Origin of the sequence: Massilia niabensis (assembly GCF_042655085.1) — a bacterium.
Classification (GTDB): Bacteria; Pseudomonadota; Gammaproteobacteria; order Burkholderiales; family Burkholderiaceae_D; genus Telluria; species Telluria niabensis.
Genome location: NZ_JBHSMU010000016.1, coordinates 179171 through 191742 on the forward strand (window position 1 = coordinate 179171; position 12572 = coordinate 191742).

13 protein-coding genes are annotated in these 12572 nt (G+C 63.0%); 5 read left to right on the top strand and 8 right to left on the bottom strand.

Translation table 11 applies throughout. The annotated features are described in order from the left end of the window. Positions 1-27: 27 nt before the first annotated feature. The 6 genes from adk to ACFPN5_RS21680 form a co-directional block, all read right to left on the bottom strand. Positions 28-684: an adenylate kinase gene (gene adk / locus ACFPN5_RS21655; protein ID WP_379785906.1), complete on the bottom strand. Its 657-nt coding sequence runs from the start codon at positions 682-684 to the stop codon at positions 28-30. A 332-nt stretch (positions 685-1016) separates the two neighbouring features. Further along, positions 1017-1769, bottom strand: a complete 753-nt coding sequence (kdsB, locus tag ACFPN5_RS21660; RefSeq protein WP_379785907.1) for a 3-deoxy-manno-octulosonate cytidylyltransferase — start codon at positions 1767-1769, stop codon at positions 1017-1019. 11 nt (positions 1770-1780) lie between these two features. Next, positions 1781-1951, bottom strand: a complete 171-nt coding sequence (locus ACFPN5_RS21665) for a Trm112 family protein (protein ID WP_379785908.1) — start codon at positions 1949-1951, stop codon at positions 1781-1783. Next, positions 1932-2966, bottom strand: coding sequence for a tetraacyldisaccharide 4'-kinase (gene lpxK, locus ACFPN5_RS21670; protein ID WP_379785909.1), 1035 nt, complete (start codon positions 2964-2966; stop codon positions 1932-1934). Before lpxK ends, ACFPN5_RS21665 begins: the two co-directional genes overlap by 20 nt. 63 nt (positions 2967-3029) lie before the next feature. Then, positions 3030-3470 (bottom strand): ExbD/TolR family protein, encoded by a 441-nt coding sequence (locus tag ACFPN5_RS21675; RefSeq protein ID WP_379786099.1) that lies wholly within the window; start codon positions 3468-3470, stop codon positions 3030-3032. After that, entirely contained in the window at positions 3470-4078 is a 609-nt protein-coding gene (locus tag ACFPN5_RS21680) for a MotA/TolQ/ExbB proton channel family protein (protein WP_379785910.1), read from the bottom strand. Before ACFPN5_RS21680 ends, ACFPN5_RS21675 begins: the two co-directional genes overlap by 1 nt. A 1331-nt stretch (positions 4079-5409) precedes the next feature. Here ACFPN5_RS21680 and xseA point away from each other — a divergent pair. From xseA to ACFPN5_RS21705, 5 genes are all read left to right on the top strand, one after another. After that, positions 5410-6777: an exodeoxyribonuclease VII large subunit gene (xseA, locus tag ACFPN5_RS21685; RefSeq protein WP_379785911.1), complete on the top strand. Its 1368-nt coding sequence runs from the start codon at positions 5410-5412 to the stop codon at positions 6775-6777. Between the two features lie 132 nt (positions 6778-6909). Then, a complete protein-coding gene (locus ACFPN5_RS21690; protein ID WP_379785912.1) occupies positions 6910-7488 on the top strand; it encodes a superoxide dismutase in 579 nt (192 codons plus the stop codon). A 187-nt stretch (positions 7489-7675) separates the two neighbouring features. Continuing rightward, positions 7676-8173, top strand: a complete 498-nt coding sequence (locus tag ACFPN5_RS21695) for a Rid family detoxifying hydrolase (protein WP_379785913.1) — start codon at positions 7676-7678, stop codon at positions 8171-8173. Positions 8174-8193: 20 nt separating this feature from the next. Next, positions 8194-9657 carry an aminotransferase class V-fold PLP-dependent enzyme gene (locus tag ACFPN5_RS21700; RefSeq protein WP_379785914.1) on the top strand — a complete coding sequence of 488 codons (1464 nt, stop codon included), beginning with the start codon at positions 8194-8196 and terminating at the stop codon, positions 9655-9657. Between the two features lie 202 nt (positions 9658-9859). Then, a complete protein-coding gene (locus ACFPN5_RS21705) occupies positions 9860-10546 on the top strand; it encodes a response regulator (RefSeq protein ID WP_379785915.1) in 687 nt (228 codons plus the stop codon). A gap of 47 nt (positions 10547-10593) precedes the next feature. Here the strand turns inward: ACFPN5_RS21705 and ACFPN5_RS21710 are convergent, their stop codons facing one another. Together ACFPN5_RS21710 and ACFPN5_RS21715 are read right to left on the bottom strand one after the other, a co-directional pair. Next, positions 10594-11292, bottom strand: coding sequence for a hypothetical protein (locus ACFPN5_RS21710; protein ID WP_379785916.1), 699 nt, complete (start codon positions 11290-11292; stop codon positions 10594-10596). 2 nt (positions 11293-11294) lie between these two features. Next, positions 11295-12188: a MipA/OmpV family protein gene (locus ACFPN5_RS21715; RefSeq protein WP_379785917.1), complete on the bottom strand. Its 894-nt coding sequence runs from the start codon at positions 12186-12188 to the stop codon at positions 11295-11297. Positions 12189-12572: the final 384 nt, after the last annotated feature.

Sequence of the window (12572 nt, forward strand, 5' to 3'; positions counted from 1 at the left end):
AGCGGACATCACTGTCCGCTTCTGGTCTTACTCGGAGAGCGCGGCGAATGCCGCGTCGCGTACCTGTTCGACTGGTCCCACGCCCGTGATCTTGCGGTACTTCGGGGCACCGGGCAGGCCCGACTGGGCCCAGTTGTTGTAGTAGCCAAGCAGCACTTCGGTCTGGTTATGGTAGACCGACAGGCGCTTCATGACGGTTTCTTCCTTGTCGTCGTCGCGCTGGACGAGCGGTTCGCCGGTGATGTCATCGATGTCGGCGACTTTCGGCGGGTTGAATTTGGTGTGGTACACGCGGCCCGAGGACGGGTGCGTGCGGCGGCCGCTCATGCGCTCGACGATCATGTCGTCAGGCACATCGATTTCCAGCACGTAGTCGACGTTGATACCGTTGTCCTTCATGGCGTCGGCTTGCGCGACGGTGCGCGGGAAGCCGTCGAACAGGTAGCCGTTGGCGCAGTCCGCTTCCTGCAGGCGATTCTTCACCAGGCCGATCATGATGTCGTCCGACACCAGGCCGCCCGCGTCCATTACCTTTTTCGCCGCCAGGCCGAGCTCGGTGCCAGCCTTGATCGCCGCGCGCAGCATGTCGCCGGTGGAGATCTGCGGAATATTGTATTTTTCCTTGATGAAGTTAGCCTGGGTGCCTTTGCCGGCGCCAGGCGCTCCTAACAGAATGAGACGCATGAAGAATTCCTAAGACAGATGTTAAAAATTGTTATTAGACATCTCGAAAAACCCACTGCGCGTTGCACTGCCGTCCTGCGCCGCCAAGGCGATAGCTCGCTGTACCCCCGTACAGTGAGCATCACCGCCTTGGCGGCTCGGACGACATTGCTGCCGCTCGCTACGGTTTTTCAAGACGTCATATTGTGTTGGCAAAGAATCGCGATTGATGCATATCTGATCACCTTGGTACGAAACTTACCACAAAAGTAAGCGTCAACGCCAATCCCCGCAGCCCCATAATCAGTTTCTTGATCTAGCGCAGACGGTCCGGTAATCAATTGCCGTGCAGATCAAGACGCATAATGCAATTGCACGCGAGCCAGGTCTTCCGGCGTATCGACGCCTGCCGGCGGCGCACTGTCGGTGATGTGGACCGCGATCGGATAGCCGTGCCACAGGACGCGCAACTGCTCCAGCGCCTCGACCTGCTCGAGCGGCGCCGGTTCGAGGCCGGGATAGGCTTGCAGGAAGGCGTTGCTGTAGGCATACAGGCCGATGTGGCGCAGCGGCGCATAGCCGGGCGGCAAAGCGTCGCGCGAGGCGGCGAACGCATCCCGGTGCCACGGAATGGTCGCGCGCGAAAAGTACAGCGCCCTGCCCGCCTTGTCGAGCACGACCTTGACCACATTTGGATTGAATACGTCGGCGACCGAGTCGATCGGATGGGCGCAGGTCGCCATCGGCACGCCAGGCGCGATGCGGGCGGCGCAGGCGGCCAGCAGGCCCGGGTCGATCAGCGGCTCGTCGCCCTGCAGGTTGACCACGACCTCGTCGTCGGCCAGCCCGAGTGCGCGCGCCACCTCGGCAATGCGGTCGGTGCCGGACGGGTGATCGATGCGGGTCATGCGGGCGTCGATGCCATGCGCGCTGCAGGCGGCCAGGATGTCGGCGTGGTCGGTGGCGACGACGATGCGCGCCGCGCCCGATTCGCGCGCACGCTCGGCGACGCGCACGACCATCGGCTTGCCGCCGAGGTCGGCCAGCGGCTTGTTCGGCAGGCGGGTCGAGGCCAGCCGTGCCGGGATGATGACGGTGAAACCCATGTCGATGCGCTTCAGGCCGGCTCGATCTTGCGCGCCTGGTCGGCCCACATGATCGGGATGCCGTCGCGGATCGGGAATGCCAGGCGGTCCGGGCGGCAAGTGAGCTCCTGCGCCTTCTTATCGTATTCGAGCGGTCCCTTGCACAACGGGCAGACCAGGATATCAAGCAGGCGAGCGTCCACGACATTTCTCCACAATTTGTTCGGCCAGCGCCGCATCGATGCGCGCAGTGACCGGGACCACCCACAGCCGCGGATCGCCCTTCAGGTTTTCAAGTTGCCCACATTTTACTGCATCCTTCTCGGTGATCAGGATGACATCGGCGTCCACCGATGCGAATGGGTTGTCGCGGAAATCGTAGTGGTCCGGCAAGGGCAGCTCGGCAAACGCCAGGCCGGCGCCCTGCAGCAGGGCGAAAAAGCGGCCCGGGTTGCCGATCCCGGCCGCGGCCAGGACGCGCTGCCCGGCGAAAGCGGACAGTGGCTGGCGCTGGCCGGGGTCCATCAGGCGCTCGGCCACCTCGCCAACCAGTTCCATGCGAAACGGCTTGCCGCCGACCGCGCGCGCCAGCCCTGGGGTCAGCTCGGGTGCGTTGATGACCGTAAAGTCGCGGCGGCGCGAGGGCGGTTCGCGCAGGGGCCCTGCCGGCAACAGCCAGCCGTTGCCGACGCCGCGGCCGTCGAACAGCACGATTTCGATGTCGCGCGCCAGCGCGTAATGCTGCAGGCCGTCGTCGGTGAGGATGACGTTCACTTCCGGGTGCGCTGCCAGCAGCGCCCTGCCCGCCTCGACCCGCTTGCGTCCCACCACGACCGGCACCCCGGCGCGGCGCGCGATCAGGAGCGGCTCGTCGCCGACGTCGCGGGTATCGGATTGGAGCGTGACCGCGCGTGGCGCATCTCCTTCGCCGCCGTGTCCACGCGAAATCACGCCGGGGCGAAAGCCGGCCTCCCGCAGTGCCCGCGCCAGCCAGATCGTCAGCGGGGTCTTGCCGGTGCCGCCAATAAAAATATTGCCGACGACGATGACGGGCACCGGCAGCCTCCCAGCCTTCAGCACACCCGCGCGGTAGAGAACAGCGCGCAGCGCCGCCAGCGCCCGGAACAGCAGCGACAGCGGCCACAGCGCGCAGGCGAGCGGGCCGCGGCGCAGCCACGCGCGGGTTAGTCGGGCTTCGAGGGAATTGTTCTTGGACATGAAGGAAGATGAAAACAGCAGCAGGCAGGCGTGTGCCCCTCCTGCTGCCGCTTGTGATACTTCTTACTTTTTCCCGCCGGTCTGCGCGGCGAAAGTCAGCTTGTCGTAACCGGCCACACGCGCCGCTTCCAGCACGTTGATCACCATCTGGTGCATCGCGAACTGGTCGGCGTTGACGATGATGACCGGGTCGGCCACCGGCTGCCCGTTCGGGCCGCGGCTGGCGGCCGTCTTCAGGTCATCGGCCAGGCCGGCTACGCCGTTGAAGGCGACCGGCGTGTTGTTCACCGTGTAATTGCCCTTGGCGTCGATGGTAACGTTGATCTCGAACGGCTTGTTCGCCACCTGGTCGGCATCGGCCGTCGGCAGCGTGATCTGCAACTCGGTGAACTTGCTGTAGGTGGTCGACACCATCAGGAAGATGAGCACGACCAGCAGCACGTCGATGAACGGGATCAGGTTGATCTCCGGATCCTCGCGCTTCTCGCCGCGGCGGAAATTCATCATTTGCGCGCCCCGTGGACGACGTCGACGAATTTCACGGCTTGCAGTTCCATGTCGATGATGAAGCTGTCGACCAGGGCGCGGAAGTGGCGGTAGGCCACCAGCGCCGGCATGGCGACCGCCAGGCCAAAGCCGGTGTTATACAGCGCCACCGAGATGCCGTGCGCGAGCTGGGCCGGGTTGGCGCCGCCGGTAGCGTTCTGCGAACCGAAGATTTCGATCATGCCGACCACCGTCCCGAACAGGCCCATCAGGGGAGCAAGCGAGGCGATCGTGCCGAGCGTGGTGAGGAAGCGTTCGAGCACGTGGGCGACGCCACGGCCGGCTTCCTCGATCGACTCCTTCATCACGTCGCGCGGCGCATCAACGTTGCGCAGGGCGGCGGCCAGCACAGTACCGAGCGGGGAATTCTGCTCGAGCGTCTGGATGATGTCGGGGGTGACTTTGTTGTTGCGGTGGACCTGGATGACTTCGCCGAGCAATTGCTTCGGCAAGATTTTTTCGCGGCGCAGGTAAATCAGGCGTTCGATGATCAAGGCGAGGGCGACGATCGAGGCAATCAGCAACGGCCAAATTGGCCAGCCTGCGGCTTGAAGAATGGCGAGCAAGAGAACTCCTGACTAAAAGAAAGAAACGAATTCGGCAATGTAGCAAGTTGGCAGCAATGCGGCAAGTATAGTTCTGCACAAGTTCTGTGGATAAAATTGTGAGCAAGCACTCTGCTGTATCCAAAGCCCGTTGATTCTTAAGGGAATTTTTCATATGCGAAAGAAACCAGCACGGGGAACAACCCGCTCAGCATTTGGCAGACGAGATGCCAGGCACCGCCGTCGACTTGCAAACATTTTCTGTGGATAAAATTGTGCGCAATGGGCCTGCCCGACGGTTAAGCCATTGATTTGTCTCAACAATATCGGATCGCTGAAAAAACGGGCGTGGCGTATCATGGCTGCGCGGTGCCTGCTGGCAAACACAGGTTTCCCACAGCTGCTGTGGACAAAATTGTGCGCAAGCGCAGTTTCCACCCCCTAAGCCTTTGTTTTTAAAAGGGAATGTTACTCTGTCGTAAAATTGAGCACTGTCAATACTGGCTCTTCGCTACTGCCTGAGTCCGTTCCCCGCTCAGGCTTTGCACGCTATGCACACTATCTGTGGAAAAGAATGTGCGCAAGGCTGTCCTTGGCTCGTCAAGTCCTTGATTTCAATGCCATTAGTCGCCCCGCCTGCTTTTTAAGCAGGCACGGCCTTCTTCGCAGGGTGCCTGGCGAGTCCGCGTCCTTGGGCCGCACCCGTGTTCTTCCTGATGTCGCGCTTGCCGTTTTCGGTGAACAATGCGGACATGTGTCCGCTCTCGCCACGGCTGACAGGATGCATCGGGCCAACAAGCGATTCCTTATGCCCTTCCCTTGCCCGGTTATCCCGTCCTGTGGGTTTCCCCACATTTTCTGTGGACAAAATTGTGTGGAAGCGTCCTGAGTTAGCTCAAGTACCTTGATTTAAAAGAAGAATATCCACATGCACAAATTTATCGCATCAGGGCTTTCCTGGTCGAAAAGTGCATGCAAACCCACAACAACCTGATGAATACGACAACAATCCGGCGACTTGCCCGGGAAGAATTCAACTCTGCACACAAACTGTGGAGAACAATGTGCGCAAGGCTACTGCTTGCTAACTAAGTGTTTGATTCCAAAGAAGATAGTTATCCTGCCCGGTTTTATGGCAGCCATCGTCATCTTACTGCCGAGTTCCCCACATTTTTTGTGGATAACATTGTGTCCAAGTGCGCCCGCCCCCTTCCAACTCATTGATTTAAAACAAATCACCCTCCCCTGCCAGCAAAAAAGGCGGCCAGCAGATGAGGACGATTTGTATCGAAAACCCTTGTCGTAACAGCAGGGATATGTCATAAGCTTCCCGCTTACGTTGTGGACACGCCATGCTCAACTATCCCGAATCCGACTCCGACTCCGCTTACACCCCTCCTCCGGTCCTGACCGTCACCGCGCTCAATGGCCAGGTGGCGCGCCTGCTCGAACGTTCCTTTCCGCTGGTGTGGATTGGCGGCGAAATCTCGAACTTCACCCGGGCTAGCTCGGGCCACTGGTATTTCACGCTGAAGGACGACGCGGCGCAGGTGCGGTCGGTCATGTTCCGCAGCCGTGCCCAGTACGCCGGATTCGTCCCGCGCGAAGGCGACAAGGTCGAAGTGCGCGCCCTCGTCACGCTGTACGGCGCGCGGGGCGACTACCAGATCAACGTCGAAACGATCCGGCGCGCCGGTGTCGGCGCCCTGTACGAAGCCTTCCTGCGGCTGAAAGAAAAGCTTTCAAGCCAGGGCCTGTTCGACGCCGACCGCAAGCGCGCCCTGCCCCTGTTTACGCGCAGCATCGGCATCGTAACCAGCCCCCAGGCCGCGGCGCTGCGCGACATCCTGACCGCCCTCCAGCGCCGCGCGCCGCACGTCAACATCGTGCTGTATCCGGCGCCCGTGCAAGGGCAATTTTCCGCCGACAAGATTGCGGAAGCCATCATGACCGCCTCACGCCGGGCTGAAGTGGATGTGCTGCTGGTATGCCGCGGCGGCGGTTCGATCGAAGACCTGTGGTCGTTCAACGAAGAAGTCGTGGCGCGCGCGATTGCCGCGTGCAGCATGCCCGTGATTGCCGGCGTGGGCCACGAGACCGACGTCACGATTGCCGACTTTGCCGCCGACATGCGCGCCGCCACCCCGACCGCCGCGGCAGAACTGGCGGCTACCCCGCGCGAGGACTGGATGGCCTCGCTTGCGGCCGACGCCACCGACCTGCGCCGCGCGATGCGGCGCCAGCTGTCGGAAGCGAGCCAGGGCCTCGACAACTACAGCCGCCGCCTGCTCAGCCCGACGGCGCAGATCGCGCACCAGCGCCTCAAGCTGCGCGCAATGGCTGCCGGCCTCACCCACGCGGTGCGCGTGCCGCTGGGCCGCGCAGGCGTGCTGCTGGCGCAGCTGCAGCAGCGCTGGGCACGCCACCGTCCCGACCTGCGCACCCTGCGCGCCCAGATCGTGTCCGAACAGCGGCAGTTGAACGCCAGCGTCTGCACGCTGGTCAAACAGCGGCGCGATGCGCTTGGCGCGCTGTCCTCGCAGCTCGAGCTGCTCAATCCGCAACGCACGCTCGAGCGCGGCTATGCAATCGTCAGCAATGCCCAGGGCCAGGCGCTGCGCGCGCCGGGGGAGATCAAGGCGCGCCAGGTGCTGACCGTGCGCCTGGCCGAGGGCAGTGCCGAGGTGAAGGTGTCGAGCGTGCAGGCGAGGCTGGAATAGGCGTTTCTGCGGGCTTGTCGGAAAGCCTATTCAGAACAATACGCAGCAAACAAGCAACGTCGGCCTATCCGGTTTAGAATATGCGCCGTTTCGGACGAATCTCACCGTTTCCAACCAATCAAGGAATAAGACATGGAACATACTCTGCCACCGCTGCCGTACGCGAAAGACGCCCTCCAGCCGCACATCTCCGCTGAGACGCTGGAATACCACTACGGCAAGCACCACGCGACCTACGTGACCAACCTGAACAACCTGATCAAGGGCACCGAGTTCGAGAACATGTCCCTGGAAGAAATCGTCAAGAAATCCTCGGGCGGCGTCTTCAACAATTCGGCCCAGGTTTGGAACCACACCTTCTTCTGGAACTGCATGACCCCGAACGGCGGCGGCGCCCCGACCGGACAAGTTGCCGACGCGATCAACGCCAAGTGGGGTTCGTTCGACAAGTTCAAGGAAGAGTTCTCGAAGTCGGCCCTCGGCAACTTCGGCTCCGGCTGGACCTGGCTGGTGCAAAAGGCCGACGGCAGCGTCGACATCGTCAACACCTCGAACGCCCACACCCCGCTGGCGTCGGACGACAAGGCCCTGCTGACCTGCGACGTCTGGGAGCACGCCTACTACATCGACTACCGCAACGCCCGCGCCAAGTTCGTCGAAGCGTTCTGGAACCTGGTCAACTGGGAATTCGTGAACAAGAACATGGCGTAACAGTTCTGCACTGCGTTCCGACACCGTCGGAACCGCGCGCATTCCCGCGGCCCGCTCATCGAGCGGGCCGTTTTTTTTCGTCGTCGCAAGATCTGCATTGCGCGCCGACAAAACTTCCTCAATAGCAATTGACCGAAACCAAACGTTCGTGCTGATGAGCTGCTTTCGCGCGCAGCTCAGGCGTTAAATGGTCTCGCACCCATTTAACGAGGAGGACCGCGTGAATACTCGAAAACTGATGACCGCCTTATGCGTTGCTGCCACCGCGATCGCGGCCAGCGGCTGCGCCGTGCACAGCCACAGGGGCAAGGAAGTCCTGAGCACCGACCAGATCTACCCGGCCATCGGGCCGTACTCGCAGATGGTCGGGCACGGCAAGGTGATCTATTTCTCCGGTGTGATCCCGCTTGACAAGACCGGTACCACGATCGTGGGGGCGACGACCGAAGAGCAGACCAGGCAGGTGCTCGATTACATTCGCGCGAAGCTGGCCTCCCAGGGACTAAACTTCAGCGATGTCCTGATGAGCACGGTCTACATGAAGGACCTGAACGACTTCGCGGCGATGAACCGCGTGTACGGCGAGTACTTCCAGAAGGACCCGCCCGCCCGCGCGACGCTCGAGGTCGCACGGCTGCCGCGCGACGCGCGGATCGAAATCGCCGTGGTTGCGGCGCGCCGCTAAGTCATCTTCAGGAGACCATCATGGACAAACGCACGGCGCAACTTGCCGCAACCGATCGGCCGGCAACCGGCACCATCTCCGAGGAACACTGGAGCCCCAGGCGGCGCGATTTCCTGCGCATCCTCGGTTCAGGCGCGCTGGCCGCCACGCTCGGCCCGATCGCCGGCTGTAGCCAGGGTAACGCCAGCAGCCTGATTGACGAACTGCGCAGGCAGCTGGTGGCGGACGATCGCTTCTGGGCCGAGGCTAACGCCATGTTCCCGCTCAACCCGGCCAAGCGTTTCATGAACATCGGCACCGCCGGCTCGATGCCGAATGTGGCGCTCGACCTGTTCGACCGCGAAAACCGCGCCAAGGCCGCCGAGTGCCTGAGCGGATACACCAACCTGCTGGCCGAGCGGACCCAGGTCGCGCCCGGCTTTGGCGTCGATCCCGACGAGCTGGCTTTTTCAAGCAATACTTCTTCCGGCATGTGCCATGCCATCCTCGGTATCCAATGGAACCCGGGCGACGTCGTCGTCACCACCAACCATGAGCATCCTGGGGGCGACGTGCCGCTGGCGATCGCTGCGGCACGCTACGGCATCGAAATCTCACGCGTCGCACTCCCGGTCGGCAACAACCAGACGGCGGCCACCTATGTCACGCTGTTCGACGACCAGATCCGCGCGCTGCGCACCCAGGGCAAGCGGGTGCGCGCGATGATGTTCTCGGCGCCGACCTACAAGACCGGCACGATGTTGCCCATTGCGGACCTGATGGAAGTGGCCAAGCGGCACGAGCTGATCAGCATCGTCGACGGCGCCCACCTGCCCGGGATGATGGCATACCACTACGGCGACCTCGGCATGGACTTCATGTCGGGCGCCGGGCACAAATGGCAGTGCGGCCCAGGCTCGACCGGCATCCTCATCGTGCGCAACAAGATCCGGCCGTCCAATCCCCTGCCGCTGCCGAACTGGTACCCGATCCATACCAGCAGCTGGACACCCCGGGCCCGCACCACGAACGGCACGGCAACCTGGGACATTGCTTCAGTCATCACCTCGTGCGGCAGCCTGCATACCCCTATGTTCCACGCGCTGGTGTCGAGCTGTGGCGTGTGGGACCAGCTCGGCCGCAAGAAGATCGAGACCTACGATTTGACGCTCGCGGCCTACCTGAAGGAGCGGATCGCGGAAGTATGGGGCGTCGACCGCTTGTATTCGCCGAAGGACGATCCGAAGCTGGTCTCCGCACTCACCTCGTTCAATCCTTTCATGACGGCCGGCGACGTCCTCAACAGCACCAAGTCGGGCCAGTTCGTGGCGCGCATGCTGAGCGACTACAGTCCGGGGTTCGTGATCCGCAATGTGAACGTGCCGGTGGTCGGCGCGCCGAGCGACCACTACGCGATCCGGATTTCCACGCACCTGTGGACAAGCGTGGACGACATCGACCGGCTGGTGGCGGCGATGTATGACCTCAGCAGGAAGATGGGCTAGCTTCCGGGCCATACCTGCCGCTCCCTCACGAAAGCCGCCTCGCGCGGCTTTTGTTTTTTCATCGTCCTGCCGCAGCGTCCGCAAGCCGCCGCGGGCGGCGTCCGTTTCGATTTGTCCAGAAAATGTATCCAACTGTCGCCAGTGTGTAGGAGTCGTGCTTCCAGCCGATTGCATCTATACAATATCGGGGAAGGAGAATGACATGTACCGAGTACTACTGGTAGAAGACGACGCACGCCTGGCCGAACTCGTCACGGAATACCTGTCGAACTATGAATTCACGGTCGAACAGGTCGCGCGCGGGGACCAGGCGCTCGAGCGCTTCCAGGCCTTCGCGCCGGACGTCGTGGTGCTCGATTTGATGTTGCCAGGCATGGACGGCATGGTCGTGTGCCGGCGGATCCGCGAGCTGTCGGAGGTGCCGATCCTGATCCTGACGGCGCGCGAGGATTCCTACGACGAGGTTTCCGGCCTCGAGCAAGGGGCGGACGACTTCGTCAACAAGCCGGTGCAGCCGCGTGTGTTGCTGGCGCGCCTGCGCGCCCTGCTGCGCCGCACCCAGCCGAAGACCGCACCCGACAGTGGCGAACTCGTGTTCGGGGCGCTGCGCATCCTCGGCGCCGACCGCACCGTGTTCTGGCGCGACGAGCTCTGCGTGCTGAGCAATACCGAATACAAGCTGCTGCTGGTGCTGGCCGAGGCGGCCGGGCGCGTGCTGTCGCGCGACGAACTGCTGAAAAAGATGCGCGGCATCGAGTTCGACGGGCTCGACCGCAGCATCGACAACTGCATCTCCAAGCTGCGGCGCAAGTTCGACGATACCAAGTCGGAAAAGATCAAGACGGTCTGGGGCGAAGGCTACCTGTTCTCGCCGTCGGCCTGGGCCTAGCCGGCACCGCGCATCCCGGGCGCCGCCTTGCCGGCGCCTTCACCTGTCTACTCGAACAGCGGCACGATCGCCAGTGGCGGATTGGCCGTGATGAGCTGCACGCGCTCGGCCCCGCCGAAGCGGTAGGACACCGTCGGGAAGGTATCGTCCATATCGCCCTGGAAAGCGGCGGCGCCGGCCACCGCCAGCGCCACGTCGCTACCGTCGGCGCGCTGCAGGCGCACGCCCGCCTCCCCGGCCCGCTTGGCGAACACGAAGCGCACGCCGCCGCAATGGCGGTTGCGCAATGAGCCGTCGCCGTAGCGCGCGAAACCGAGCGCCTGTTCGCAGGCCGTGCGCAGCTCGGCTTCCTCGTAGGCGCCATCGGCCTGCAGCGCGATCGAAATGCGCGGGCGCACCGTGAAGGCGCCGATCTTGCGGCTGAGGACCAGGGCGACGTTCTCGTCGTAGGCGGCCTTGAGCAGGGGGAAGGCGGTGCGCCCGAGCGGGTCGAGCGGCAAGTTCACCTGGTTGGTCTTGCCCGCGAGCGTCAGTTGCAGGGTGTCGACGGACGCGGTCCGGTCCTGGGGCGCGACCTGCAGCTGGCTTTGCAGATAGGTTTTCGGCCCGCCGTATTTTTCGAAGACGACCATCGCACGGTAGGCGTCGCGATAACTCACCCATTCGCCGGCGCGCATCTGTGCGCTGGCACAGGACGCGAACAGCGACAGGGCGCAACAGGCAGTGAGGTGGCGGGCCGTGGGCATCGTCAGAACCGGTAAGCGATGGCGGTGGAAACCGTCAGGTTGGTCGGCCGCTCGACCAGCGGGCTGCGGCGGGCATCGCCTTGCAGGCGGCTCGCCTGCGCGTGCGAGGTCAGCACCCAGCCAGGTGCCAGCACCCAGTTCCAGCGCGCGCCCAGGTGCACGTCCTTCAGGCCGCCGCCGGGGGCATACATCGCGTTACCGCTGCGGAAGCTCTCCTCCTCGCTGACGCCGAAAAACGCCGCGTTATGGCTGCGGTTCACCAGCGTGACCCCGGCCGCGAGCGTTACCCGGTGCTGTGCGCCGAGCTGCATGGCGAGACGCTGCACGCCGACATCGAGGCGGGCGCCGTGGCGGTCGTTGCCGGCGCCATACAAGGCGCGGCTCGTCAGGCGCCAGCGCGGGCTCAGGTACAGGTTCAGGAAGCCGCCGGCCTGCAGCCGGGTGTGGATGTCGGCCATGCCGGCGAGGCGGTTTTCCGGAAAACTCGTTGAAAAATCGGCCGGGAGTTTGGCCCCGAAATTGTCCGGCTCGGCGTACATGCCGATACGCGTGTCTTCGATGCCGCCGGCTGCGCCGCCATTGCCGCCATCGTCGCGGCGCGGCTGCACTTCGAGCAGCGGACCGAATTCGACCTGGGGCGTGCGCGCCATGTGGATGCCGGCACTCAGGCCCGACACGAAGACGCCATTACTCCACTGGAATTGAAAAACGGGCAGGACGGAACGTTCCCGGCCTGCCGCGCCCTCGTAGCGCGGCTTCGACACTACGCCCAGCCCGGCATACATGTCATGGCTGCCGTCCGGCATCGGATTGGCCGCCGGCGTCTGTGCAAGGGCCGCGCCGGATACGGCGGCGCACGCTGCAAGGGCACAGGCGAAGGCGAGAGGCTTGGTCATGGTCGGGGTAGCGAAAACGCAGGTGCCAGTATTTTACTTTGAGGCAAGCCCAGCTCCAAAATCTCGTTGCTACCCTGTTGTGCGTGGGGCCGGCCGGCGGCGAAAAACCGGCCTGTGCCCCTGGAGAAGTATGGCCGCACGCGCGCGCTGCGACCGGAATAAAAAAGCCCACCGACACTCGCATATCGAGTGGGCAAACGGAAAAGCTGTTCAACACATGGAAGTCATCTTAGCCTGTCAAAAATTTCCATTCCCACATCAGATGTAGACGAATTGTCGTGAATTTGTAATTCCCAGTGCAAAGTTTGCGCTAGTACAATGTCGGTAGGAGAAAACCATGTTGCCGAAGTTGCTGAAATTGCTAAAACGCGCAGGACAAGGGCG

What these genes read in the sequence shown, in the direction of transcription:
- ACFPN5_RS21700 (WP_379785914.1), top strand. Translation starts at nt 8,194, where the DNA reads ATGGACAAACGCACGGCGCAACTTGCCGCAACCGATCGGCCGGCAACC.
- ACFPN5_RS21705 (WP_379785915.1), top strand. Translation starts at nt 9,860, where the DNA reads ATGTACCGAGTACTACTGGTAGAAGACGACGCACGCCTGGCCGAACTC.
- xseA (WP_379785911.1), top strand. Translation starts at nt 5,410, where the DNA reads ATGCTCAACTATCCCGAATCCGACTCCGACTCCGCTTACACCCCTCCT.
- ACFPN5_RS21675 (WP_379786099.1), bottom strand. Translation starts at nt 3,470, where the DNA reads ATGAATTTCCGCCGCGGCGAGAAGCGCGAGGATCCGGAGATCAACCTG.
- ACFPN5_RS21710 (WP_379785916.1), bottom strand. Translation starts at nt 11,292, where the DNA reads ATGCCCACGGCCCGCCACCTCACTGCCTGTTGCGCCCTGTCGCTGTTC.
- ACFPN5_RS21715 (WP_379785917.1), bottom strand. Translation starts at nt 12,188, where the DNA reads ATGACCAAGCCTCTCGCCTTCGCCTGTGCCCTTGCAGCGTGCGCCGCC.
- ACFPN5_RS21695 (WP_379785913.1), top strand. Translation starts at nt 7,676, where the DNA reads ATGGTCTCGCACCCATTTAACGAGGAGGACCGCGTGAATACTCGAAAA.
- lpxK (WP_379785909.1), bottom strand. Translation starts at nt 2,966, where the DNA reads ATGTCCAAGAACAATTCCCTCGAAGCCCGACTAACCCGCGCGTGGCTG.
- adk (WP_379785906.1), bottom strand. Translation starts at nt 684, where the DNA reads ATGCGTCTCATTCTGTTAGGAGCGCCTGGCGCCGGCAAAGGCACCCAG.
- kdsB (WP_379785907.1), bottom strand. Translation starts at nt 1,769, where the DNA reads ATGGGTTTCACCGTCATCATCCCGGCACGGCTGGCCTCGACCCGCCTG.
- ACFPN5_RS21690 (WP_379785912.1), top strand. Translation starts at nt 6,910, where the DNA reads ATGGAACATACTCTGCCACCGCTGCCGTACGCGAAAGACGCCCTCCAG.